Source organism: Sphingomonas echinoides ATCC 14820 (genome assembly GCF_000241465.1).
GTDB classification, from domain to species: Bacteria; Pseudomonadota; Alphaproteobacteria; order Sphingomonadales; family Sphingomonadaceae; genus Sphingomonas; species Sphingomonas echinoides.
In genome coordinates this window covers 285,551-308,941 of the sequence record NZ_JH584235.1, presented here as the reverse complement: position 1 = coordinate 308,941, position 23,391 = coordinate 285,551, and the positions used below count along the sequence as shown (strand labels likewise).

Below are 23,391 nucleotides of genomic sequence, written 5' to 3'. Positions count from 1 at the left end.
GGCTATGAAGTTGGTAAGATGTGCGCTTTGAGGGGGGCTGCGATGTTTGAGAAGATCAAAGAGCAAGTCGAAAGCGACTATTTCCAGCAGAATTTCCCGAACGATGGCCAGCGCTTTGTAGCTTGGTATCTGCGCAACGTCCTTTTCCGCGACATGAACGAGACGAAGGCCGACATAACAGATGGCGCGGACGATAAGCAGATTGATGCGATTATCGTCGATGACGACAAATCCATCGTTCGCATTATCCAAGGCAAGTTCATCGGGAGCGGTAGCGTCGATGGCGGCCCCCTGCGCGAAGTGCTGTCATCGTGGATTCAAATCAAAGATTTGGCGCGGCTGCAAAACGTAGCCAACAGCAAGCTAAAGGCGAAGCTGCCCGAATTGGCTACCGCACTCGAAGATGATTACGAAGTTTCGTTCGAATTGATAACCACCGGCGCACTGACGTCAGCAGCGCAAGCCGACTTGGCGGCATTCCAAGAGGAACTGGCGAAGCTAAGTGAGAATGAATCGTTCGACGCCACGATTCACGTCATCGACGCGGACGAATTGAGACGGCGCTACGAATACGCCATTGAAGCGGACAATCCCAGCCTAAATTACAAGCTGGACCTGTCCAGCGCGAAACACATGTATCATGAAATCGCTGGGACGCCGATCGTCGTTGTGGCGCTACCGTTGAAGGAGTGCATTAAGCTGCCCGGCATCAAGGACGGCACGCTGTTTCAGAAGAACGTGCGTCAAAGCCTTGGAACCAGCAACGCCGTCAACAAGGGCATTCGCCATTCGATCCTTGGCGACAAACGCAGCGATTTCTTCTTTTTCCACAACGGCGTCACCGCACTGTGCAACAAGATGACGTATGACGACGCCAGCCAGTCGCTTTCGTTGCATGGGCTTAGTGTCGTGAACGGCTGCCAGTCCCTCAACACCATATTGTCGTGCAGCGAAACGGTGAAGAAGGTGGACGATGCCTTCATCCTATTCCGATTCTACGAAATTCCGCAGCGGGACCGAGCTGATAAGATTTCCATCAACACGAACTCACAAAGCGCTGTTAAAGCACGCGATTTGCGCAGCAATGACAAGCGGGTTCTGGCGCTGAAAAAGGCTTTCGAGCTGAAATACCCGACCGGCTATTTCATCACCAAGCGCGGCGAAGCTGCACCGGCTGATCGCAATAAGGCCGAAGTCGTCGACCTGTCGGAATATGCCAAGACTCTCATTGCATGGCAGACGCTAAGACCGAACCTATCGTACGGCGAAACCAAAATTTTCGATAAATATTTTGAGACACTTTTCAAAAACAAGGATTACCCGCCCGAAAACGTCATGGCGCTGAACCGGTGGATGAACGCCGTTCGCCGAACCTGGGTTTCGGATAATCCGCTGAGCTTGAACGAGACGCTCTTGGCGATGAAGGCGTATGCGCCGTATCATCATCTTTATGCAGTCGCGATGTGCTTCGCCATTTCCAGCAATCAGTCAGACCGCATTCCTCACCCGGCGCGCGCATGGAAGGCGGCCGAGGCGGCGGGCATGGTCGATGAGATAGTGCGGCTTGGCGGGACGGCGTTGAATATGGCGCTAGAGGCAGCGGCGAACGAAACGCAGCCGCCCAATCGCGTTTTCAGCCCGCAAAACTGGATCAAAACCAAAGGCTGCTTGTCGAATATCAACATGGCCGTGCGCAACTATTTCAACATGCTGAACGTCATGCCAGGCGGTGCCGAAATGAAAAAGAAGCTGAACGACGCCGCCGTTTTGCCACAGGATGCTTTCGAATATCGTTGGTCCGCAGACTGATCTTTTAGTCGAAATCGGGTTTGGATCGGCTATTATCGTTACCTCCCCCACCTCGTGCCAGGACCTGCTCTATAGCGTATCAAGATCCTGAGACGAGGCGTGAATTGTGCCTCTCAGAGCCGGTCAAAGACGTCCTGTCATATTTCACAATTGCGGGTGTCCGCTTCGCTGGCTCAAAAAAATTCTTTCGGCCGGAAAAGGCAGCGCTTTTAAGACCGGGCAGCGAGCCCCCCCCGGAACACCCGCTTGCCAGCGCCACCAAAACCGGCAACCTTCCCGCCAAGAACCAGTCCGAACACAGGACGGCCAACCGGGGGGATGCAATGCGCTGGCGCGTTTTAGGCTATATCGTTCTGGGCATAGTGGCCGCCACCCTCCTCGCCTTCCTCGCTTTCCGCACTCCCGATACCGATCCCGCCGCGATGCGCGCCAAATATGGGGCGCCGCCCTCGCGCTTCGTCGATCTCGGCGGCGGCCTTACCGTGCATGTCCGCGACACCGGCCCGCGCGATGCGCCCGTCCTGATGCTCATCCACGGCTCCAATGCCTCGCTCCACACCTGGGAACCCTGGGCCACCCGCCTCGACCGCCGCTACCGCGTCATCCGCATGGACTTGCCCGGCCACGGCCTGACCGGGCCGAGCCCGACCGGGGACTATCGCGCCACCGCCTTTGCCGACGTCGTCGAACGCCTCCGTGTTAAACTCGGCGTCGATCATCTCGTGCTGGTCGGCAATTCGATGGGGGGCGGCGTCGCGTGGCATTATGCGCTCGCGCATCCCGACCATCTGCGCGCGCTGGTGCTGGTCGATTCGGTCGGACAGCCTGACCCCGGCGGCGAAACCGCCCCGCTCGCCTTCCGCATCGCGCGCACGCCAGTGTTGCGGAATATCGCCGGTGCGATCACCCCGCGCAGTTTGATCGCGGAAAGCTTGCCCGGTGCCTTTGGCGATCCACGATATGCCGACGCCGCGATGGTCGATCGCTATTGGGAGCTGCTGCGCTATCCCGGCAACCGCCAGGCCACGCTCGACCGCTTCGCCTTGCCGCCCGACAGCGGCACACCCCAGCAATTCGCCAGCCTCAAACTGCCGGTGCTGATCCTGTGGGGCGAGCAGGATCGCTTGATCCCCGTGTCCTCGGCCAAATGGCTCCACGCGCACATTCCGGGCAGCGTGTTGATCGCCTATCCGGCCGTTGGCCATGTGCCGATGGAGGAACATGCCGACCAAAGCGCGCGGGATCTCGACCGATTCGTGCAAGGGCTGGCGCGCTAGTGGCGCAAACGCGCGCGGAAAAGTGCGGCCGCGCGGCCTTGCCCGTTACGCGAGGAGGGTGACGGACACGAAGCACCTCGCTAAAGGCTCTCGCATGACCGACATCACCCCAGAGATCGTCGCCCAGCACGGGCTTTCCCCTGAAGAATATGAGCGCGTCCTGCACGCCATGGGGCGCGAGCCCAATCTGACCGAGCTTGGCATTTTCTCGGTCATGTGGTCTGAGCACTGCTCCTACAAATCCAGCCGTATCCATTTGAAAAAGCTGCCGACTACTGGCCCGCAAGTGATTTGCGGCCCCGGCGAGAATGCCGGCGTGGTCGATATCGGCGATGGCCAGGCCGCGATCTTCAAGATGGAGAGCCACAACCACCCGTCCTATATCGAGCCGTATCAAGGGGCTGCGACCGGCGTCGGCGGCATCCTGCGCGACGTCTTCACCATGGGCGCCCGCCCCATCGCCAACCTAAACGCGCTGCGCTTCGGTCGCCCCGACCACCCCAAGATGCGCCACCTCATCTCCGGCGTCGTCCATGGTATTGGCGGATATGGCAATTGTGTCGGCGTGCCGACCGTCGGCGGCGAAGTGAACTTCCACCCGGCGTATGACGGCAATATCCTCGTCAACGCGATGACGGTCGGCGTCGCCGAAACCAACAAGATCTTCTATTCCGCCGCTTCGGGTATCGGCAATTCGATCGTCTATGTCGGTTCCAAGACCGGTCGCGACGGCATTCACGGCGCGACGATGGCTTCGGCCGATTTCTCCGAAGAAACCGGCGACAAGCGCCCGACCGTGCAGGTCGGCGATCCCTTTACCGAGAAATTGCTGATCGAGGCGTGCCTCGAACTGATGGCCTCGGACGCGATCGTCGCGATCCAGGACATGGGCGCGGCCGGCCTCACCTCCTCCTCGGTCGAAATGGCGTCCAAGGGCGGCGTCGGTATCGAACTCGACATGAACGCCGTGCCGCAGCGCGAAACCGGCATGACGCCCTATGAAATGATGCTGAGCGAAAGCCAGGAGCGGATGCTCATGGTGCTGAAGCCCGGCCGTGAGGATTTCGCCGAAGCCATCTTCCGCAAATGGGAGCTGGATTTCGCGGTTATCGGCCACGTCACCGATACCGGCCATATGGTCTTGAAATTCAACGGCGAAACCGTCGCCGACATCCCCCTCGCGCCGCTTGCAGACGAAGCCCCGCTCTACGATCGCCCCGCCGCGTCGAAGGAAGACTATCAGGCCTGGGCCAAGGTGAAACCGCTCGGCGACATCCCCGAATCGACCGATATCGCCGCGGATCTGCTGAAGCTGATGGGCTCGCCCGACATCGCCTCGCGCCGCTGGATCTACGAGCAATATGACACGCAGGTCGGTGCAGACACGATCCAGCGCCCCGGTGGCGACGCCGCCGTCGTGCGCGTCCACGGCACGCAAAAGGGGCTGGCGATGAGCACCGATTGCACGCCACGTTATTGCTATGCCGACCCGTATGAAGGCGGCAAGCAAGCCATCGCGGAATGCTATCGCAACCTCTCGGCAGTGGGCGCAACCCCGCTCGCCGTCACCAACTGCCTCAACTTCGCCAACCCGCAACGCCCGGAGATCATGGCGCAATTCGTCGGCTGCCTTGATGGTATGGGCGATGCCTGCCGCGCGCTCGACTTCCCGATCGTGTCGGGCAACGTCTCGCTCTACAACGAAAGCAAGGCGACCGGCGGCGGCTCGGCGATCCTCCCCACCCCCGCCATCGGCGCGATCGGACTGCTCGCCGATTGGTCCAAATCCGCGACCATCGCGTTCAAGGGCACGGGCGATGTGATCGTGCTGATCGGCGAGCGCTCGGGCCATCTCGGTCAGTCGCTGTGGCTGCGCGAAGTCCATGGCCGCGAAGAAGGTGCCCCGCCCCCGGTCGACCTCGAGGCCGAGCGCCGCAACAGCGAATTCGTCCGCGCGCATATCGCCAATGGCGCGCTGACTGCGGTGCATGACGTATCCGACGGCGGCATCGCGGTGACGGTTGCTGAGATGGCGCTGGCCGGGAATGTCGGCGCGATGCTGCACGCGCCGCTGCCCTGCGGTGTTGCCTGCGCCTTGTTCGGGGAAGACCAGGGCCTTTACGTCGCCACCATCGCGGATCATCTTCTGCTCGAGACACTGACGGCCGCCGATGCTGCTGGCGTCGAGATCGAACGCATTGGCCGCACCATCGCCAACCGCCTGATCTTCGAACTGCCCGACAATGATTATGTGGTGCCGCTCACCGATCTGCGTGCAGCGCATGAGGGCTTTTTCCCAGCGCTGATGGGCGACGTCGCCCCCATCGAAAGCTGACACTCCTTCTGAGAATGGATCGCAACAGGGCTTGCGATCCATTCGCATTAGCGATACATCATGGGCATCCGAAGGGAGAGCCCATGGTCGTCTGCATCTGCAATGCCATCCGTGAACGCGACGTCCGAGCTGCCGCCCGCAACGGGTCGCGCACCGCGTGCCAAGCCTATCGTGCGATGGGATGCCAGGCAAAATGCGGCCAATGTGTCCCCGTCGCCCGCGCGATTATCGACGAAGAGCGCGCCGTCGCCTAAGGTCATTTGCGAACCGCAAAAAGGGCGAACGCATGCAAGGCGATATTAAGGTCATCGAGTATCTCAATGAGGCGCTCAAGAACGAACTGACCGCGATCAACCAATATTGGCTGCACTATCGGCTGTTCGACCATTGGGGCGTGCGCAAGCTCGCCGCCTTCGAGCGCCACGAATCGATCGATGAGATGAAGCATGCTGACTGGCTGTCGGAGCGCATCCTGTTCCTCGATGGCCTGCCCAATTTCCAGATGCTCGGTCGGCTCCGCATCGGCGAGACCGTCGAGGAAGTGCTCAAGGCCGACCTCGCGCTCGAAATGGACGCGCTGCCGCTGCTGCGCGACGCGATCGAACATTGCGAAAAGGTGCGTGACTATGTCAGCCGCGACCTGTTCCGCCGCATCCTCGATAGCGAGGAAGAGCATGTCGACACGCTCGAACGCCAGTTCGAGATGATCGCGCGCATGGGCATCGAAAATTACGTGCAACTGCAGAGCAAGCCCGCCGACGACGAGGGCTGAGCCCTTGGTCCGCTGTAGCCCCTCCTCTTGGGAGGGGCCTTACGCCGGATCGCGTCCTTTTTCCGTTCGTTTCGAGCGAAGTCGAGAAACAGCAGCAATCGCTATGCCAGGTTTCTCGATCACGCTCGAAACGAACGGGTTTGTGTCACTCCACGCCGTTCCACGCGCCGAACACGTCGATCATCTGCGGCGTCAGCCAGCCGAAATGATAATTTAACATATAGAGCGACCACAAAATGGTCGCGACGATCGTCACGCGGATCGCGACCTTGCGCGGATGGAACTCGTGCGGAGCACTTTCGGCCTGGCCGGGGACGCGTTCGACCCCGGCCTCGTCGCTGGTCTTGACCCCAAAGGGCAAGACGAAGAACACCGAGAACGCCCAGAACAGGAAATAAATCGCCAGCGCCGAGGTCCACCGCATGTCGGTCAGGCCTCGATCAGCAGCACATCGACATTGGGCTTCTTGCCAGTCCAGCGCGTCGCCACCTTGCGCGCGGCAAGCCGGATCGTTTCGCGCAATTTGTCGCGATCACGTCCGTTCTGCTTGGCGGCCGCGATCACAGCATCGACGGTTTCCTCGAGGAACGGCTCACGGTCTTCCTCGACCGGAATGCCCTGAATGCGCACTTGCGGCGTGCCAATCAGCCCGCGCGACCCGATGGCCACCGCGACCGAGATCTGCCCGTTGATCGCCAGCTTGCGGCGTTCGTTGATCGTCTGGCCGTCACCCGGCAGGATCACATCGCCATCGAGCACGAGGCGTCCGACCGGTGCATTGCCGATCTTGGTCGGCGCGCCGGGGGCGAGCCGCACGATGTCGCCATTGGTCTGCACCAACGCACGCGGCACGCCCTCGGACAAGCCGAAGCGCGCCTGCTCCATCAAATGGCGCATTTCGCCATGCACCGGCATCAGCAGCTCCGGCTTCATCCAGCGATACATCTGGAGCAATTCCGGGCGGCCCGGATGGCCCGACACATGCACATGCGCCTGGCGATCGGTGATCATGATCACGCCCTTGGCGGCAAGCTGATTCTGGATGCGGCCGATCGCGACTTCATTGCCGGGGATCTGCTTGGACGAGAAGACGACCGTATCGCCGCTATCGAGCGAAATCGGGTGCTGGCCATTGGCGACCCGCGCCAAGGCTGCGCGATCCTCGCCCTGCCCGCCGGTCGCCACCACCAACACCTTGTCGCGCGGCAGCCGCATCGCCGCCTCGGCATCGATCGTGTCCGGGAAGTCCTTGAGATAGCCGGTCGCGCGCGCGACCTTCAGGATGCGATCGAGCGAGCGCCCCTGCACGCTGAGCTGCCGCTCGGTCTCGCGCGCAACCACGCCAAGCGTGTGGAGCCGCGCCGCATTCGACGCAAACGAGGTGACCATCACGCGGCCTTTGGCCTGGCTGATCACGCCCATCAGGCCCGACAGCACATCGCTTTCCGAACCAGACGCTTCGGCGTTGAACACATTGGTCGAATCGCACACGAGCGCGAGGATGCCTTCGTTCCCGATCGCCTCGAGCGCTTCCGGCGAGGTCGGATGGCCGATCACCGGAGCAGCATCGAGCTTCCAGTCGCCAGTGTGGAACACGCGGCCATAGGGCGTGTCGATCAGCAGTGCGCTGGCCTCGGGAATCGAGTGCGATAGCGGCACGAAGGTCACGCCAAACGGTCCAAGATCGAATTTGGTGTCGGGCTTGATGACCTTCAGCTTGACCCGGTTGGCATTGCCCTCTTCCTCGAGCTTGCCGCGGATCAGCCCGGCGGTGAACGCCGTCGCATACAGCGGCACGCCAAGGTCTTCGGCCAGATAGGGCAAAGCGCCGATATGGTCCTCATGACCATGCGTCAGCACGATCCCGACCAGATCGTCGAGCCGTTCTTCGATGAACTGGAGATCGGGCAGGATGACGTCGATGCCGGGATATTGCGGGTCGGCAAAGGTGATGCCGCAATCGACCATCAACCACTTGCCGTTGCAGCCGTAGAGATTGACGTTCATGCCGATTTCGCCCGACCCGCCAAGGGCCAGGAACAGGAGTTCTTTCTTTGGTGTCGTCACGGAGGTGTCTGTTCTTTCAAAGATGGCCGCGCGAACGCGAACCGGGGAATGTGCGCGGTTAGGCGCGGAATTTCGTAGAGATCGGGGAAGCGGGGCACCGCACAACCACAGGGTTCTGGCGGAGGCGCACGCACGCTGACTCTAGGATGCTATATGGGCGCGATCCCACAGAATCGCCAGCCCCTGAATTGTCAGGTCGGGTTCGACCACATCGAACATAGTGGTATGCTGTTCAAACAGGATCGCGAGGCCTCCCGTCGCGATCACCCGCACGGGCCTGCCCACCTCGGCCTTCATCCGCGCGACCAGCCCCTCGATCATCGCGACATAGCCCCAGAAGATGCCGATCTGCATCTGGCTGACGGTGTCGCGCCCGATCACGCTCTTCGACGCTGGTGCCTCGATCGCAATCCGCGGCAGCTTGGCGGCTGCGGTAACGAGCGCGTCGAGCGACAGGTTGATGCCCGGCGCGATGATCCCGCCTTTATAGGCCCCGCTATAATCGACCAGGTCGAGCGTGGTCGCGGTGCCGAAATCGATCACGATCAGGTCGCCACTGTGCAGAGCATGCGCCGCGATCATGGTGACCGCGCGGTCGGCCCCGACACTGCGCGGCTCGTCGACATCGAGCGCCATGCCCCATTCGACCGGCGGCTCCCCCGCAATCAGCGGCTCGCCGCCGAAATATTTGCGCGCCAGCGTTTGCAGGTTGTGGAGCGCGCGCGGCACGACGGTGGCAATGATGACACCGGTCACCTCGCTCCGGTCATAGCCCTCCAGCGTCAGCAACTGGCTCAGCCACACCGCATATTCATCGGCGGTCCGGCGCGGGTCGGTCGCGATACGCCAGCGCGCCTTGATCGTGCGGCCCTGGACCAGCGCGAAGACGACATTGGTGTTCCCGGCATCGATCGCGAGCAGCATTCGGTCACCCTTCCGTTCGTGTCGAGCGAAGTCGAGACACAGGGATATGCAGTTCCGTGCCGGTTTCTCGACTGCGCTCGAAACGAACGGAGGCGGAGATCACAGCAAAAACACGTCGCCGGCGTGAATGGCACGGGTCGCGCCATCCGCCAAGCGCAGGATGAGCGCGCCGTCCGCATCCAGCCCGTCGAACAAGCCGTCCACCGCCGTGCCATCGGCCAGACGCGCCGTCAGCGCGGTGCCGATCGGATGCGCTCGCTCAAGCCAGCGCGCTCGCACCGGCACCAGCCCCTGTCCGCGCCAGATGCTCAGCCAGCGCGCAAACGCATCGGCCAGCGTCTCGGCGAAGTCGGCAGGGTCGGGTGCCGCACCTTGCGCGGCGAGGCTGGTGGCGCGGCGATCGGTATCATCGGGGTGATGCGCGAGGTTGACGCCGATGCCGACAATCACCGCATCGCCCGCACGTTCAAGCAGGATGCCGGACAGCTTCGCGCCATTGAGGAGGAGGTCGTTGGGCCATTTGATGACCGCACTTCCCCGGCGAAGGCCGGGGAAGTGCGCGAGATAGACCCCGACCACCTCTTCCAACGCCACCGCCGCCACCAGCGCGAGCGTGGCAGCAGCCGGATCGCTACCGCGCACCCGGACCAGCGTCGACCCGTAGAAATTGCCGACCGGAGACACCCACGCCCGCCCCTGCCGCCCGCGCCCGCCCAGCTGCCGCTCGGCGCGCAGCCACAGCCCCTCGCTCACCCCGGAGCGAGCAAGCTGCAGCATATCGGCGTTGGTCGAGCCCGTCTCGGCGACGGTGCGGATAGTACCCGTCAGAAAAGCGCCTTGGCGGCAGTGTTGGTCCACACGCCGAGCGCCCCCAGCGTCAGCCACCCGACCGGCGAAACAAACAGCGCCGCCAGCGTGACCAGCAGGCTCTCCACCGGCGTCGCGCGACCGCTATACGCCTCACCCGGCGCGTCGAAGTACATCACCTTGACCACGCGCAGGTAATAATAGGCACCGATCACCGAAGCGACGAAGCCTGCCACGGCGAGCGGATACAGCCCGCCATGCACCGCCGCGTTGAACACCGCCAACTTCGCGTTGAAGCCCAGCAGCGGCGGAATCCCCGCCAGCGAGAACATGAAGGTCGCCATCGCCAAAGCCAACGCCGGACGCGAGCGCGACAGGCCCGCCAGGCTCGCGATCGTCTCGACCGGTTGCCCCTCGCTATCCTTCATCTGCAACACCACGATGAAGCTGCCCAGCGTCATGACGATATAGACCGTCAGATAGAACAGCACCGCCGCCACGCCTTCCTGCGTACCGGCCGCAAGGCCGATCAGCACGAAGCCGACATTGTTGATCGACGAATAGGCCAGCAGGCGCTTGACGTTGGTCTGCCCGATCGCGGCCACCGCACCGAAGATGATCGAGGCAAGCGCCGCGAAGATCACGATCTGCCGCCACTGGTCGGTCGCCGGGCCCATCGCTTCCACGGCCACGCGCACCGCAAGGCCGATCGCCGCCACTTTGGGGGCCGAGGCGAAGAAGGCAGTCACCGGCGTGGGCGCGCCTTCATACACGTCGGGGGTCCACATGTGGAACGGCACCGCGCTCATCTTGAACGCCAGCCCGGCAAACACGAACACCAGCCCGAAGGTGAGCCCAAGCGACTGGCCCGCGCCATAAGCGGTCGCAATCGACGAAAACAAGGTGGTCCCGCTGAAGCCATAGACCAGGCTGATGCCGTAAAGCAGGATGCCGCTCGCCAGCGCGCCCAGCACGAAATATTTGAGGCCCGCTTCGGCCGAGCGCACATCGCGCCGCATGAAGCTCGCCAGCACATAAGCGGCAAGGCTCTGCAGTTCGAGGCCAACATACAGCGTCAGCAAATCGCCCGCCGACACCATCATGCCCATGCCCGCTGCCGACAGCAGGATCAGCACGGGATATTCGGGGCGCAGATCGTCACCACTGCCAATCGCGAAGAAGCGCGGGGCGAGGATGATGGCAACCGCAGACGCGCCATAAATCAGCACCTTGGCAAAGGCCGCAAAGGCGTCCGCGCGGTACAAACCACCAAAGGCCGATCCGCCCGACGAGGCCGGGCCCATCAACGCAATGCCTGCGCCGATCAGGACTGCAACCGATGCCCAGGACACCAACCGCGTAGACGCCTGTCCACCCCAGGCCGATACCAGCATCAAGGCGATCGCGCCGACCGACAGCACCAGCTCCGGCAACGACATCAACAGCGACGCGTTCATGGCCGTACCTCCGCATGTTCGGCGGGTGTCGCCAGCGCCTTGCCAGCGGTCGGCAGCGAATCCCCAGCCGGGGCCGCCCGTGCGATCCGTGCCTGCAACGTCGCCACATCGCCCCGCATCGGCGAGAGGAAGCTCTCAGGGTATACCCCCATCCACAACACAACGGCGGCAATCGGGGCCAGCAACGCAATCTCCCGCAGGCTCAAATCCGGCATGGCGCGGACATCGTCATGGACGATCTCGCCAAACACCACGCGGCGATACAGATACAGCATATAGGCAGCCCCCAGGATGATCCCGGTGGTGCACAGCAAGGTCGCCAGCGTCGATACGCGATAGGTCCCGGCCAGCGACAGGAATTCGCCCACGAACCCGCTCGTGCCCGGCAAACCGACCGATGCCATGGTGAACAGCATGAACAGCAAGGCGTAACGCGGCATGTTGATCGCAAGGCCACCATAACGGCTGATCTCGCGGGTGTGCAGCCGGTCGTAAATTACGCCGACGCACAGGAACAATGCCGCCGATACCAGACCATGGCTCAGCATGACGATCATCGCGCCTTCCAGGCCCTGGCGGTTGAAGGCGAACAGGCCGATCGTCACGATCGCCATGTGCGCAACCGACGAATAGGCGATCAGCTTCTTCATGTCGGACTGCACCAACGCGACCAGCGAGGTGTAGATCACTGCAATCGCCGACAGCGACAGGATCAGCCAGCCGAACTGCGCCGATGCTTCGGGGAACATCGGCAGCGAGAAGCGCAGGAAGCCGTATCCACCGAGCTTCAGCAACACGCCCGCCAGGATCACCGAGCCTGCCGTCGGTGCCTGCACGTGCGCGTCGGGCAACCAGGTGTGGAACGGCCACATCGGCATCTTCACCGCGAACGAGGCGAAGAACGCGAGCCACAGCCACGGCTGCACGCGCACCGGGAAATCGGTGTTGAGCAGCGTCGGAATGTCGCTCGTGCCCGAGAAGCTGACCATCCACAGCATCGCCACCAGCATAAGCACCGAGCCGAGCAACGTGTAGAGGAAGAATTTGTACGACGCGTAGATCCGGTTCGCGCCGCCCCAGATGCCGATGATCAGGTACATCGGGATCAGGCCGGCTTCGAAGAAGATGTAGAACAGGAACATGTCCTGCGCCGTGAAGGTGCCGATCATCAGCATTTCGGTGATGAGGAACGCCGCCATATATTCCTGCACGCGCTCGGTGATCGCCACCCAGCTCGCGCCGATGCAGATCGGCATCAGGAACACGCTCAGCATCACCAGCATCAGCGCGAAGCCGTCGATACCGAGCTTCCAGCTGAACACGCCCAGGCTGCCGGCATTTTCGACGAACTGCCACTGCGGCCCGCCAATGTCGAAATTGGCCCACAGCCCGATCCCGAGCACGAGATCAACTAGGGTCGCGATCAACGCGATCCAGCGCGCGCCCTGCGCACTTGCAAAGAGACAGGCAATGGCTGCGATCGCGGGGATCGCGAGCATGATCGATAGCATGGGAAGGCCGCTCACTTGCTCGTCGCCCAAATGTTGATCGCCCAGGTCACGGCCCCGGTTAGCCCCAGCAGCATGACGAACGCATACGTGTATACATATCCCGATTGGACCCTGCCCGCGACGCGCGCACTCCGCTCGACCACCCACGCGGCACCATCGGGGCCGAGGCGGTTGATCGTCTTCTCGTCACCACGGTGCCAGAAGAAGCGGCCGAGCGCGAAGGCAGGCTTCACAAACAGCAGGTTATAGAGCTCGTCGAAATACCATTTGTTCAACAGGAACAGGTAGATCGGACGATAGGTCGCGGCCAGCCTGCCCGGTGCTTCCGGCGAACGGATGTAGAAGATGTACGCGCCCAGCAGGCCCAGCAGCATCGCCACCGAGGCCGACAGCTTCACGCCCAGCGGCACCTCGTGCATTGCGTGCATCAGATGCTCGTTGAACGCGATCGCGCCGTGCCAATAGGCTTCCCCAGCACTCGGCTCGATGAAATAGCCGTGGAACACGAAGCCAGCGAGCACCGCACCGACCGACAATAGGATCAGCGGGATCAGCATCGGGAACGGGCTCTCATGCGGATGATAGCCACCCGTCCCGTCGCTATGCGCCGCAGGACCATGGCCATGATCGGCATGGGCGTGCGCATGGTCGTGACCGTGATCGTCATGGCCGTGGCCGTGCGCATCGTGCAGCGCGTGCTGGATATGCTCGGACTGCTCCCAGCGCGGCTTGCCCCAGAAGGTGAGGAACATCAGGCGCCACGAATAGAAGCTGGTCAGCAAGGCGACGATGATGCCGACGATCGACGCGCCATGCTGACCGGCAGCCCAGGCGCCCTCGATGATCGCGTCCTTCGAATGGAAGCCCGCAAAGCCAAAGGCGACCGGATTGCCGAACACCGCCGGAAGGCCAACGCCGGTAATCGCCAGCGTTCCCATCATCATGCCCCAGAAGGTCAGCGGGATGTGTTTCCGCAGGCCGCCATAATAGCGCATGTCCTGCTCGTGATGCATCGCATGGATCACCGAACCGGCACCCAGGAACAGCAGCGCCTTGAAGAAAGCGTGCGTGAACAGGTGGAACATCGCCGCGCCATAAGCGCCGCAGCCAGCCGCGAAGAACATATAACCGAGCTGCGAACAGGTCGAATAGGCGATCACGCGCTTGATGTCGGTCTGCACCAGCCCGACCGTCGCCGCGAACAGGCAGGTCGCCGCACCGATCGTCATCACGACATGCAGCGCGAAGGGCGAGGTCTCGAACATCGGCGACAGGCGGCACACCATGAACACACCCGCAGTGACCATCGTCGCCGCGTGGATCAGCGCCGACACCGGGGTCGGGCCTTCCATCGCGTCGGGCAACCAGGTGTGCAGGCCGAGCTGCGCCGACTTGCCCATCGCACCGAGGAACAGCAGCAGGCATAGCAGCGTCATCGTATCGATACGATAGCCGACGAACCCGATCGTCGAACCCGCCATCCCGGGCGCGAGCCGCAGGATCTCGGGGATCGAGATGGTGTGGAACACCAGATAGGTGCCGAAAATGCCGAGCATGAAGCCCAAATCGCCGACACGGTTGACGACGAACGCCTTGATCGCGGCGGCATTGGCGCTGGGCTTGCGGAACCAGAAGCCGATCAGCAGGTAGGACGCGAGACCCACGCCTTCCCAGCCGAAGAACATCTGCACCAAATTATCAGCGGTCACCAGCATCAGCATGGCGAAGGTGAACAGCGACAGATAGGCGAAGAAGCGCGGCTGGTCCGGATCCTCATCCATATAGCCCCAGCTATACAGATGGACGAGCGCCGAGACGCTGGTGATGACGACGAGCATCACCGCGGTCAGCGCGTCAACGCGCAGCGCCCAGTCGATGCGCATGTCGCCCGAATGAATCCAGTCGAGCACCGGCGTCACCGTGGCTTCGCCACCGCTCAGATACGGAAGGAACACCGTCCAGCTCAGCACCGCGGACACGAACAGCGCGCCCGTCGTCACGATCTTCGGCAGCACCGCCCCGAACGTCTTGTTCGAGAAGCCCGCGACGATCGCCGCCAGCAGCGGCAGGAAAACGATGAAAAGGATCGAAGTCACGTCGCGATCACCCCTTCATCCGGTTGACATCGTCAACCGAGATCGTCCCGCGGCTGCGGAAATAGATAACGAGAATGGCCAGGCCGATCGCGGCCTCGCCAGCCGCCACCGTCAGCACGAACATCGCGAACACTTGGCCCACCAGATCGTGCAGATAGCCCGAAAAGGCCACGAAATTGAGGTTCACCGCCAGCAGGATCAACTCGATCGCCATCAGCATGACGATCAGGTTCTTGCGATTGGCGATGATGCCGAACACGCCGAGCGCGAACAGGATCGCCCCGACGACGAGATAATGGCCGAGCCCAATCACAGGTCTATCCCTCCGCCGACAGTCGGCTGCGTATTGCGCGTCGCATCCTGCGGACGCCGCGCATTCTGGCGTGCGATGTTCTGCTTGCGCGAACCCGTGCGGTCACGGTGCGTCAGCACGATCGCGCCGATCATGGCGACCAGCAGCACCAGGCCCGCCCCTTCGAACACGAACAGGTAGCGCGTGTAGAGCAGCATCCCGATCGCCTCGATATTCGGCACAGTTTCCGGCGTCGGCGCGGCGCGGCGGGCGAGTTCGATCTTGCCCGCGCTCCACGCCCCGAAGGCGACCATGATCTCCGCCGCCAGCCCGATCGCGAGCACCGCGCCGAGCGCTGCATAGCGCACGAAACCGGCGCGCAGCTCGGCGAAATCGATGTTGAGCATCATCACCACGAACAGGAACAGCACGGCGACTGCGCCCACGTAAACGATGACGAGCAGCATCGCGATGAACTCCGCCCCCACCAGCACCATCAGGCCGGCGGCGTTGAAGAAAGCGAGGATCAGCCACAGCACGGCATGGACCGGGTTGCGGGCGGTAATCGTCAACGCGGCCGACACGATAACGATCGTCGCGAAGAGATAAAAGGCGAGTGCCTGTATCACGGAATCAGTGGGCCCCTTACAGTCGGCTGGCGATTAACGGTACGGCGCATCGGCGGCAAGGTTCGCCGCGATGGCGCTTTCCCAGCGATCCCCGTTGGCGAGCAATTTCGCCTTGTCGTAAATCAGTTCCTCGCGCGTTTCGGTCGCATATTCGAAATTCGGCCCCTCGACGACGGCATCAACCGGGCAGGCTTCCTGGCACAGGCCACAGAAGATGCACTTGGTCATGTCGATGTCATAGCGCGTGGTGCGGCGGCTGCCGTCATCGCGCGGTTCGGCCTCGATCGTGATCGCCTGTGCCGGGCACACCGCTTCGCACAGCTTGCACGCAATGCAGCGTTCCTCGCCATTCGGGTAGCGCCGCAGCACATGCTCACCGCGAAAACGCGGGCTGAGCGGGTTCTTCTCGAACGGATAGTTGATCGTCGCCTTCGCCTTGAAGAAATACTTCAGGGTCAGCGTGTGCGCCTTGAGGAACTCCCAAAGCGTGTAGGATTTGATGATCTGAGCAAGGCTCATGACGGAACTCCAACGCGGGTCAGCATGAGGAAGCCGGACACCAGGAACACCCAGAACAGCGACAGCGGCAGGAAGATCTTCCACCCCAGCCGCATCAGCTGGTCATAGCGATAGCGCGGGACGGTCGCCTTCACCCAACTGAACACGAAGAAGAACAGCAGGATCTTGATGAACAGCCAGAGGATCCCGGGCACCGCATACAGGATCGGAATATCCAGCGGCGGCAGATAGCCCCCCCAAAACAACGTCGCGTTCAGCGCGCACATCAAAATGACGTTGGCATATTCGCCAAGCCAGTAGAGCGCGAACGCCATCGACGAATATTCGGTCTGATAGCCCGCGACCAGCTCGCTCTCGGCCTCGGCCAGATCGAACGGCGCGCGCTGCGTTTCGGCGAGCGACGAGATGAAGAACACCACCGCCATCGGGAACAGCAAGGGGTTGAGGAAGAAGCCGTTGACCGGCGTCCCCATCACGCTCTTCTGCGCTTCGACGATCGTGGTCAGGTTGAAGCTGCCCGCCCACATCACGATCGAAATCAGCACGAAGCCGATCGCGACTTCGTATGACACCATCTGCGCCGCCGCGCGGATCGCCGAGAAGAACGGATATTTCGAGTTGGACGCCCAACCGGCGAGGATGATGCCGTAAACGCCAAGCGATGAGGCCGCGAGCACATAGAGCAAGCCGACATTGATATCGGCCAGTGCCGCGCGCGCATCGAACGGCACCACCGCCCACACGATCAGGGCGACCGTAAAGGTGATGATCGGCGCGATCAGGAACAGCGCCTTGTTCGCAGCGGCCGGAACAATGGTTTCCTGCAGGAACACCTTGAGGCCGTCGGCAAAGGACTGCAGCAGCCCGAGCGGGCCGACCACGTTCGGCCCACGCCGCAGCGCCATCGACGCCCAGATCTTGCGATCGGCATAGATCAGCATCGCCACTGCCAGCATCACCGGCAGCGCGATCAGCAAGATGTCCATCAGCGTGGCAAGGAACCACGCCCAGCCAAACGGCAGGCCGAAACGGTAGGTGAAGAAACTGGTCATTCCGCCGCCTCCGCGAATTCCTGGCCGTGGACAAGTTCAGCCGAGCAGCGCTGCATCGTCGGCGACGCACGACAGATCGCGTTCGTCAGATAGAAGTCCTTGATCGGATAGCCTGCGATCTCGCCCGCAGCCGCTGCATCCAGCGCAGGCGGCGCCCAATCGAACGTCGCCAGCCCCAGCGTCCCCAGCGCAGGCGTGTCGACCGCCATCGCCGCGCGCAGTTCCTCGATCGTGTCGAACGGCAGCGTCTTGCCCAGCACGCCCGACAGGGCGCGCAGGATCGTCCAGTCCTCGCGTGCATCGCCCGGCGGGAACACCGCACGCTCGCCGCGCTGCACCCGGCCTTCGAGATTGACATAGGTGCCGGATTTCTCGGCATAGCTCGCCGCCGGCAGAACCACGTCCGCTGCCGCAGCCCCCTTGTCGCCGTGATGGCCGATATAGACTTTGAACGTGTCCGCAAACGCGCCGAAATCGACCTCGTCCGCGCCCAGGAAGAAAGCGAGCTTCGGCTTGGCCGCAACCAGGTCGGCAATGCCGCCCTTCTGCGCATAGCCCAGCATCAGGCCGCCCATGCGGCTCGCCGCCATGTGCAGAACGTTGAAGCCGTTCCAGCCCTGTCCTGAGCCCGTCGAAGCGGCATCTTTCAGCAGACCCAGCGACGGCACCAGCGCCAGCGCCGCGCCCAACACCTTGAGGCCAGCCCCGCCGACGATCACCATCGGACGCTCAGCCTTGGCGAACGCCTCGGTCACCGCTTCCGGCAGAGCGCCGAGCACGCCGAGATCGGCACCCAACCACTCGACCTTATAGGTCAGCTCGGTTTCCGGCCCGATCGCGAAGACCTTTGCGCCCTTCTTGATCGCCTTGCGGATGCGCGTGTTCACCAGCGGCGCTTCCCAGCGCACATTGCTGCCCACGATCAGGATCACATCGGCCTTTTCGGTGCCCGCGATCGTCGTGTTGAAATTGACCGCAGCCAGGCTCGACGTGTCATAATCCATGCCGGTCTGGCGGCCTTCGAGCAGGGTCGAGCCGAAGCTGCCGAGCAACGCCTTGGTGGCATACATCGTCTCGCAATCGACCAGATCACCCGCGACCGCAGCCACGCTCGCGCCCGCATCGACCTGCGAAATCGCCAGGAACGCCGCATCCCACGATGCTTCGGTCAGGCGGCCATCCTTGCGGATATACGGCTTGTCGAGCCGACGGCGGACGAGCCCGTCAACCGCGTGGCGCGTCTTGTCGCTCGCCCATTCCTCGTTCACGTCCTCGTTGATGCGCGGCAGAGCGCGGAGCACCTGGCGACCGCGTGAATCGAGCCGGATGTTGGTGCCGACCGCGTCCATTACGTCGATCGTCAGCGTCTTCTTCAGCTCCCACGGGCGCGCCTCGAATGCATAAGGCTTAGAGGTCAGCGCGCCGACCGGGCACAGGTCCACGACATTGCCCGACAATTCGCTCGTCACGGCATGTTCGAGATACGACACGATCTGCATGTTCTCGCCACGCCCGATCGCACCGATTTCCTCGACGCCGGCGACTTCCTCGGCAAAGCGGATGCAGCGCGTGCACTGGATGCAGCGTGTCATCACCGTCTTCACGATCGGCCCCATATATTTCTCGGTGACCGCGCGCTTATTCTCGTCATAGCGCGACGTGCCACGGCCATAAGCGACCGACTGGTCCTGCAGGTCGCATTCGCCGCCCTGATCGCAAATCGGGCAATCGAGCGGATGGTTGATGAGCAGGAACTCCATCACCCCTTCGCGCGCGTTCTTCACCATCGGCGAATTGGTAAAGATCTCCTGCTTGTCAGCCGCCGGCAGCGCGCAGGATGCCTGCGGCTTGGGCGGCCCCGGCTTCACCTCGACCAGGCACATGCGGCAATTGCCCGCAATGCTCAGCCGCTCATGATAGCAGAAGCGCGGGATTTCCTTGCCGGCGAGCTCGCACGCCTGGAGCACAGTGGCCCCGGCGGGAACTTCAATCTCGACACCATCGACTTTGACAATAGGCATTATTCGGCCGCTTCCATCATCGGGCTCAACCCGCCGCCACGCTTTTCGGTGATGCGCCGCTCCATCTCGGGGCGGAAGTGCTTGATCAGGCCCTGGATCGGCCAGGCCGCCGCATCGCCGAGCGCGCAGATCGTGTGGCCTTCGACCTGCTTGGTCACCTGATACAGCGTATCGATCTCGGAGATGTCCGCATCGCCGGTGCGCATCCGCTCCATCACGCGCCACATCCAGCCGGTGCCTTCGCGGCACGGCGTGCACTGGCCGCAGCTCTCATGCTTGTAGAAGTAGGAGAGACGGCTGATCGCGCGGACGATGTCGGTCGACTTGTCCATGACGATGACCGCTGCCGTGCCCAGACCCGAGCCGACCTTCTTGAGGCCGTCGAAGTCCATCGGGCAGTCCATGATCTCGGCAGCCGGCACCAAGGGCACCGACGACCCGCCCGGGATGACCGCGAGCAGATTGTCCCACCCGCCGCGGATCCCGCCGCAATGCGTTTCGATCAGTTCGCGGAAGGTGATGCTCATCGCCTCCTCGACCACGCACGGCTTGTTCACATGTCCGCTGATCTGGAACAGCTTGGTGCCGCGATTGTTCTCCGCACCAAAGCTGGCGAACCATTCCGGCGAGCGCCGCAGGATCGTCGGCACCACCGCGATCGACTCGACGTTGTTCACCGTGGTCGGGCAGCCATAGAGGCCCGCCCCCGCCGGGAAGGGCGGCTTCAGCCGCGGCTGGCCCTTCTTGCCCTCCAGGCTTTCGAGCATCGCGGTTTCTTCACCGCAGATATACGCACCCGCGCCGCGATGCACGAAAACGTCGAAATCATAGCCCGATCCGCTCGCATTCCTGCCGATCAGCCCCTTGGCATAAGCCTCGGCGACCGCCGCAAACAGCACTTCGGCTTCACGGATATATTCGCCGCGAATGTAGATATAGGCCGCCCGCGCGCGCATCGCATAGCCCGCGATCAGCGCGCCTTCGATCAGCTTGTGCGGATCATGTCGGATGATCTCGCGGTCCTTGCACGAACCCGGCTCGGATTCGTCGGCGTTGATCACCAGGAAGTTCGGGCGATCTGCCTTCGGCTCCTTGGGCATGAACGACCATTTGGTGCCGGTCGGGAAACCCGCGCCGCCACGGCCACGCAGCCCCGATGCCTTGACCGCGTCGATCAGGGCATCCTGCCCGCGCGCCATCAGGCCCTTGGTGTCGTCCCAATCGCCACGCATGATCGCGGCGTCGAGCGTCCACGGCTGAAAACCGTAAACGTTGGTGAAAATGCGATCTTTGTCCGCGAGCACGTTACTTGCCCCCCCCGATCCGCTTGTTGCCGGTGAGCGCGAGATAAATCACCACGCCAAGACCGATCACGATCAACGGCCCGAGCAGCGACAGCGTCAGCCGCAACACCCAACCCGCGACCACGATGCCGCCGATGATCGCCAGGATCAGTACGATGGTGTTTTTGTTCATGCCCATTCCCCGCGATAATCGTGGTTCTCGGCAACCATGTCCTTGAGCGAGGTCGGCCCGCCTGCCGGGCAGCTGTCGCGGCGCCCGGTCTGCGAACCCGGCGTCACCGGCTTGCCCTCGGCCAGCGCCTCAAGCAGCGCGATCGTCTTGTCGTAATCCAGGTCTTCGAAATTATCGTCGTTGATCTGGACCATCGGCGCATTGGCGCACGCGCCCAGGCACTCGACCTCGGTCAGCGTGAACAGGCCATCCGGGGTGGTATGCCCCTTGGACAGGCCCTTATTCTTGCACGCCGACAGCACGTCGTCGCTGCCACCCAACAGGCACGGCGTCGTGCCGCACACCTGCACATGATAGCGACCGACAGGTGCCATGTTGAACATCGTGTAGAAGGTGGCAACCTCGTACACGCGCATATACGGCACACCGATTTGCCGCGCGACGAACTCGATCACCGGGACCGGCAGCCAGCCTTGCGTCTGCGTCTCCGCCCCAACCTGGCGCTGGGCAAGGTCGAGGAACGGGATCGACGCCGATTGCTCGCGGCCCTTGGGATAGCGACCGAGAATCTCGTTCGCCTTCTTCTGGTTTTCCTCGGTCCACGCAAACGCGCCCCAGCGCGCGCGGGTTTCGGCTTCGTCAGGAATTTTGGGCGCGTCGGCCATTAGCGGATGAACTCCACGCGGGCGACCTTGTCGCCCTCAAACGAATAAATGGACATGACTTCGAACTGTTCGGCACCGGGGCCGCGCGAGACGTTCTCGTGCAACACGACCGTGTCGCCGAGGACATAGGACGACAGCACTTCGGCCCGGTTCTCGGGATATTGCGCGAACATCGTCTTCAAGCCCGCGCGAACGCCCTCCTGCCCGTCGCGGATGACCGCCCCGCGATAGGTCGCCTCGCACGCATCGCCGGTCATCTCCGCGACATAGCCATCGGCATCCTGCGCATTGTAGCGCGCGATCATGCGATGCGCGGTAGCGAGACGGGCGCTGCTCACCGGTCACACTCCCCGAACACGATATCCATCGCGCCCAGAATGGCCGTTGTGTCCGCCAGCATATGGCCCTTGGCCATGAAGTCCATCGCCTGCAGATGCGAGAACGCCGTCGGACGGATCTTGCAGCGATACGGCTTGTTGGTGCCGTCGGCGACCAGATACACGCCGAACTCGCCCTTGGGGCTTTCGGTAGCGACATACACGTCGCCCGGAGGCACGTGATAGCCCTCGGTGTAGAGCTTGAAGTGATGGATCAGCGCTTCCATCGAGCGCTTCATCTCGGCGCGCTTGGGCGGCACCACCTTGCGGTCGAGCGAGGCGATCGGCCCCTCGGGCATGTCGCGCAGGCACTGCTTCATGATCCGCGCCGACTGACGGACTTCCTCGACGCGCACCATGAACCGGTCGTAGCAATCGCCGCGCGTGCCGACCGGCACCTCAAAGTCCATCTTGGCGTAAACGTCATAAGGCTGCGCCTTGCGCAGATCCCAAGCGATGCCCGAACCGCGGATCATCGGGCCCGAAAAGCCCCATTTGATCGCGTCGTCGCGGCTGACGGTGGCGATATCGACGTTGCGCTGCTTGAAGATGCGGTTGTCGGCAACGAGCGAGATCGCATCCTCGAACAAACGCGGCAGGCGCGTGTCGAGCCAGTCGGCGATATCCGTCAGCAGCTTGAGCGGCGCATCCTGATGGACGCCGCCCGGCCGGAAATAGGCGCTGTGCATCCGCGCGCCCGAGACGCGCTCGAAGAAGTTCATGCAATCTTCGCGGATTTCGAACAGCCACAGGTTCGGCGTCATCGCGCCGACGTCCATGACGTGCGAACCGAGGTTCAGCATGTGGTTCGAAATGCGCGTCAGTTCGGCGAACAACACGCGCAGATATTGCGCGCGCAGCGGCACTTCGAGATCGAGCAATTTCTCGACCGCCAGCACATAGCTATGCTCCATGCACAAAGGCGAACAGTAATCGAGCCGGTCGAAATACGGCAAAGCCTGGGTGTAGGTCTTGTACTCGATCAGCTTCTCGGTGCCGCGGTGCAGCAAGCCGACATGCGGGTCGACCCGCTCGACGATTTCACCGTCCAGCTCCATCACCAGACGCAAAACGCCGTGCGCGGCAGGATGCTGCGGGCCGAAATTGATCGTGTAATTCTGGATCTCGACATCGCCGACTTCGGGATCTTCCCCGTCAAGGCGATGTTCGATCTGGTCGAGATATTCGGTCATGCGACCACCTCTGAGTGTACAGCCACCCCCGCCCCGTTCGTTTCGAGCGACGTCGAGAAACAGGAGGCGGGCGCGCGTGTCGGTTTCTCGACTTCGCTCGAAACGAACGGAA

General features: G+C 62.6%; 22 protein-coding genes. 5 read left to right on the top strand and 17 right to left on the bottom strand.

The annotated features are described in order from the left end of the window. The first annotated feature begins 42 nt into the window (after window positions 1–42). From ON00_RS01220 to bfr, 5 genes are all read left to right on the top strand, one after another. On the top strand, window positions 43–1,809 hold the full coding sequence (locus ON00_RS01220; protein WP_010402630.1) for an AIPR family protein: 1,767 nt from the start codon (window positions 43–45) through the stop codon (window positions 1,807–1,809). A 323-nt stretch (window positions 1,810–2,132) separates the two neighbouring features. Further along, window positions 2,133–3,086, top strand: a complete 954-nt coding sequence (locus ON00_RS01215; RefSeq protein WP_010402628.1) for an alpha/beta fold hydrolase — start codon at window positions 2,133–2,135, stop codon at window positions 3,084–3,086. Between the two features lie 94 nt (window positions 3,087–3,180). Further along, a complete protein-coding gene (purL, locus tag ON00_RS01210; RefSeq protein WP_010402627.1) occupies window positions 3,181–5,421 on the top strand; it encodes a phosphoribosylformylglycinamidine synthase subunit PurL in 2,241 nt (746 codons plus the stop codon). A gap of 83 nt (window positions 5,422–5,504) precedes the next feature. Then, the gene (locus tag ON00_RS01205) at window positions 5,505–5,675 is read left to right on the top strand and encodes a (2Fe-2S)-binding protein (RefSeq protein WP_010402626.1); all 171 of its coding nucleotides are present in this window, start codon (window positions 5,505–5,507) and stop codon (window positions 5,673–5,675) included. A gap of 32 nt (window positions 5,676–5,707) precedes the next feature. Then, the gene (gene bfr / locus ON00_RS01200; RefSeq protein WP_010402625.1) at window positions 5,708–6,193 is read left to right on the top strand and encodes a bacterioferritin; all 486 of its coding nucleotides are present in this window, start codon (window positions 5,708–5,710) and stop codon (window positions 6,191–6,193) included. Between the two features lie 145 nt (window positions 6,194–6,338). Here bfr and ON00_RS01195 read toward each other — a convergent pair whose 3' ends face one another. From ON00_RS01195 to ON00_RS01120, 17 genes are all read right to left on the bottom strand, one after another. Then, entirely contained in the window at window positions 6,339–6,617 is a 279-nt protein-coding gene (locus ON00_RS01195; RefSeq protein WP_010402623.1) for a DUF1467 family protein, read from the bottom strand. Window positions 6,618–6,622: 5 nt separating this feature from the next. Continuing rightward, window positions 6,623–8,200, bottom strand: coding sequence for a ribonuclease J (locus tag ON00_RS01190; RefSeq protein WP_211207149.1), 1,578 nt, complete (start codon window positions 8,198–8,200; stop codon window positions 6,623–6,625). Window positions 8,201–8,401: 201 nt separating this feature from the next. Further along, complete coding sequence (locus ON00_RS01185; protein ID WP_010402619.1) at window positions 8,402–9,184, bottom strand: type III pantothenate kinase; 783 nt, start codon at window positions 9,182–9,184, stop codon at window positions 8,402–8,404. Window positions 9,185–9,283: 99 nt separating this feature from the next. Then, on the bottom strand, window positions 9,284–10,000 hold the full coding sequence (locus ON00_RS01180) for a biotin--[acetyl-CoA-carboxylase] ligase (protein WP_086010576.1): 717 nt from the start codon (window positions 9,998–10,000) through the stop codon (window positions 9,284–9,286). Window positions 10,001–10,008: 8 nt separating this feature from the next. Continuing rightward, a complete protein-coding gene (gene nuoN / locus ON00_RS01175) occupies window positions 10,009–11,448 on the bottom strand; it encodes an NADH-quinone oxidoreductase subunit NuoN (protein ID WP_010402613.1) in 1,440 nt (479 codons plus the stop codon). Then, window positions 11,445–12,974: an NADH-quinone oxidoreductase subunit M gene (locus tag ON00_RS01170; protein WP_029622320.1), complete on the bottom strand. Its 1,530-nt coding sequence runs from the start codon at window positions 12,972–12,974 to the stop codon at window positions 11,445–11,447. Before ON00_RS01170 ends, nuoN begins: the two co-directional genes overlap by 4 nt. After that, window positions 12,971–15,055: an NADH-quinone oxidoreductase subunit L gene (gene nuoL, locus ON00_RS01165; protein ID WP_010402608.1), complete on the bottom strand. Its 2,085-nt coding sequence runs from the start codon at window positions 15,053–15,055 to the stop codon at window positions 12,971–12,973. The genes ON00_RS01170 and nuoL overlap by 4 nt, the downstream gene beginning before the upstream one ends. A gap of 7 nt (window positions 15,056–15,062) precedes the next feature. Beyond that, a complete protein-coding gene (gene nuoK, locus ON00_RS01160) occupies window positions 15,063–15,368 on the bottom strand; it encodes an NADH-quinone oxidoreductase subunit NuoK (protein ID WP_010402606.1) in 306 nt (101 codons plus the stop codon). Continuing rightward, window positions 15,365–15,976 (bottom strand): NADH-quinone oxidoreductase subunit J, encoded by a 612-nt coding sequence (locus ON00_RS01155; RefSeq protein WP_010402604.1) that lies wholly within the window; start codon window positions 15,974–15,976, stop codon window positions 15,365–15,367. The genes nuoK and ON00_RS01155 overlap by 4 nt, the downstream gene beginning before the upstream one ends. A 33-nt stretch (window positions 15,977–16,009) precedes the next feature. After that, window positions 16,010–16,495 carry an NADH-quinone oxidoreductase subunit NuoI gene (gene nuoI, locus ON00_RS01150; RefSeq protein WP_010402602.1) on the bottom strand — a complete coding sequence of 162 codons (486 nt, stop codon included), beginning with the start codon at window positions 16,493–16,495 and terminating at the stop codon, window positions 16,010–16,012. Then, window positions 16,492–17,547 carry an NADH-quinone oxidoreductase subunit NuoH gene (nuoH, locus tag ON00_RS01145; protein WP_010402601.1) on the bottom strand — a complete coding sequence of 352 codons (1,056 nt, stop codon included), beginning with the start codon at window positions 17,545–17,547 and terminating at the stop codon, window positions 16,492–16,494. The genes nuoI and nuoH overlap by 4 nt, the downstream gene beginning before the upstream one ends. Next, window positions 17,544–19,568, bottom strand: a complete 2,025-nt coding sequence (gene nuoG / locus ON00_RS01140; RefSeq protein ID WP_010402599.1) for an NADH-quinone oxidoreductase subunit NuoG — start codon at window positions 19,566–19,568, stop codon at window positions 17,544–17,546. Before nuoG ends, nuoH begins: the two co-directional genes overlap by 4 nt. Then, on the bottom strand, window positions 19,568–20,872 hold the full coding sequence (gene nuoF, locus ON00_RS01135) for an NADH-quinone oxidoreductase subunit NuoF (RefSeq protein WP_010402597.1): 1,305 nt from the start codon (window positions 20,870–20,872) through the stop codon (window positions 19,568–19,570). Before nuoF ends, nuoG begins: the two co-directional genes overlap by 1 nt. 1 nt (window position 20,873) lies before the next feature. Beyond that, entirely contained in the window at window positions 20,874–21,044 is a 171-nt protein-coding gene (locus ON00_RS20450; protein ID WP_154651252.1) for a hypothetical protein, read from the bottom strand. Continuing rightward, the gene (locus tag ON00_RS01130) at window positions 21,041–21,709 is read right to left on the bottom strand and encodes a complex I 24 kDa subunit family protein (RefSeq protein ID WP_010402596.1); all 669 of its coding nucleotides are present in this window, start codon (window positions 21,707–21,709) and stop codon (window positions 21,041–21,043) included. Before ON00_RS01130 ends, ON00_RS20450 begins: the two co-directional genes overlap by 4 nt. After that, on the bottom strand, window positions 21,709–22,047 hold the full coding sequence (locus ON00_RS01125; protein ID WP_010402594.1) for a nuclear transport factor 2 family protein: 339 nt from the start codon (window positions 22,045–22,047) through the stop codon (window positions 21,709–21,711). The genes ON00_RS01130 and ON00_RS01125 overlap by 1 nt, the downstream gene beginning before the upstream one ends. Further along, on the bottom strand, window positions 22,044–23,279 hold the full coding sequence (locus tag ON00_RS01120) for an NADH-quinone oxidoreductase subunit D (RefSeq protein WP_010402593.1): 1,236 nt from the start codon (window positions 23,277–23,279) through the stop codon (window positions 22,044–22,046). The genes ON00_RS01125 and ON00_RS01120 overlap by 4 nt, the downstream gene beginning before the upstream one ends. Window positions 23,280–23,391: the final 112 nt, after the last annotated feature.